3 protein-coding genes are annotated in these 1,471 nt (G+C 51.0%); all 3 read right to left on the bottom strand.

Annotated elements, in window-relative coordinates; all coding sequences use genetic code 11:
• Positions 1 to 304 precede the first annotated feature (304 nt).
• The 3 genes from BBW68_RS19245 to BBW68_RS19990 all read right to left on the bottom strand — a co-directional run bounded on the left by BBW68_RS19245 (position 305) and on the right by BBW68_RS19990 (position 1,298).
• Positions 305 to 400, bottom strand: a complete 96-nt coding sequence (locus BBW68_RS19245; protein ID WP_222563092.1) for a DUF1073 domain-containing protein — start codon at positions 398 to 400, stop codon at positions 305 to 307.
• Positions 401 to 551: 151 nt separating this feature from the next.
• The gene (terL, locus tag BBW68_RS19995) at positions 552 to 1,010 is read right to left on the bottom strand and encodes a phage terminase large subunit (protein ID WP_245675277.1); all 459 of its coding nucleotides are present in this window, start codon (positions 1,008 to 1,010) and stop codon (positions 552 to 554) included.
• A gap of 51 nt (positions 1,011 to 1,061) precedes the next feature.
• Complete coding sequence (locus tag BBW68_RS19990; protein WP_245675276.1) at positions 1,062 to 1,298, bottom strand: hypothetical protein; 237 nt, start codon at positions 1,296 to 1,298, stop codon at positions 1,062 to 1,064.
• Between the last annotated feature and the right edge of the window lie 173 nt (positions 1,299 to 1,471).

Here is a 1,471-nt window from a genome sequence, read left to right as displayed (position 1 = left end):
ATTTCGTTCTCCATTTCAAGGCGTTGTATTTTCTTCCTCGCCTCACGCAGCTCGAGCTGTTCTGGCGTCAGAGGAAGCCCGGCGGGCGTTTTCTCCTGGCGCTCAAGTCGCAGCTTATTCACCTAACGGGGAATAGCCGAATGGCTTACGTTAACTGCCTCTGCGGCCTTAACGTAGGTATAAGCCGTGGTCGACAACTAACTTCGCTGCTTCGAGCTTAAATTCTGGCGTGAAATGTTTAGCCATTGGGTCACCTGTGGTGTTGGGAAGGTGAGAATATCACCTTCCGATCAGGTGGCCAGTATCAGTGTGCCACTACAATACCCTCGCGGGTCATGTCTTCGGCCACGACATCCACCGCCACACCGACAATCCCCGAGGAGCGATACGCTGCCTCCATCTGGATCCGGTTCCGACTGACGAAATCGAACATGTAATGCCCGGCTGTCGCCTAGTTGTTGGTGCCAATGCCGACACGCGCCTCGAAATTGGCGAACGAATCCTTTGTACGCGTCGGCTGCGTTTTTGGTGTGTTACGCCATTTGCCCATTCTATTTTCCTAATTGTTCCCAAATATCAAGGTTACCGCCCTTCATGTCGGCTATCGCATCCATCATTGGATCAAGCTGGTCATCGTGGGTATTAAACGCCGCTGTGATACCTTCCATCTCCGTCAGGAAGTCGCTCACCCATACCGCTTCGGCGGGCAGATAGACATAACCGGACTCGATGTAGCCTTGAATATCCATCAATCGGGTAAATTTATCTTTATCACGCTGAACCGCTATTACAGGGCATAGCGCCGCACGACTGATACTCTGGATCAAGCTGGTGCCGCTAACCTTATCCTCAATTTTCATAGAAACCAGCGGCCCCTGATCCTTCAGCGGCTTGCACTTATTCCAGAAGGCCACCGCCTGGTGTTTCAGTTCGTCAGCTTCCCACTTCCCCCGTATCAAATCAATCAGATACAGGCGACCGTCTTCCCCCAAGCCCCAATGTTCAAACACAGAAAAGTTATTGGCCTCTTTGGTCTTCTGAGCAGTATCAACGTAAATAGCCTACCAGCGTAGCTTTGGCAGCACTTTGTATTCACCGAACCAGTCGGGCTTCGGTAAACCACCGCCTTTAGCGGTGGGCCGCTGCTGATACAACGCATTCCAAACCAAACTGCCGCGTTGTTTGCATTTCTCCACAAACGACAGTGGCATACGCTCGGGGAACAGCAAGTCCCCCGGATCCCGCAAATGGTATTTTTTACTATTCAGTTCATGGATTTCTACTTCTTCGGCCTCCATCGGAAAGCTGATCACGCGCCACGGTTCACCGCCTTCATCAGCCAGTTTTAGAAAATTTATGAATATAAGGCGTCATTGGGAGGAGCACTTTATAAGTGCACCTTCAGCCTGAATTATTATGTGTAACAAGCAGCTTAATGTTTTCACCGTCGAAAGTAGGGGCGAGGCATGCC

Source organism: Candidatus Erwinia dacicola, from assembly GCF_001756855.1.
Lineage (GTDB): Bacteria > Pseudomonadota > Gammaproteobacteria > Enterobacterales > Enterobacteriaceae > Erwinia > Erwinia dacicola.
Note: the sequence above shows the minus strand (reverse complement) of the source record. Positions and strands in the feature narration are given on the sequence as shown.

What these genes read in the sequence shown, in the direction of transcription:
- BBW68_RS19990 (WP_245675276.1), bottom strand. Translation starts at nt 1,298, where the DNA reads ATGGAGGCCGAAGAAGTAGAAATCCATGAACTGAATAGTAAAAAATAC.
- BBW68_RS19245 (WP_222563092.1), bottom strand. Translation starts at nt 400, where the DNA reads ATGGAGGCAGCGTATCGCTCCTCGGGGATTGTCGGTGTGGCGGTGGAT.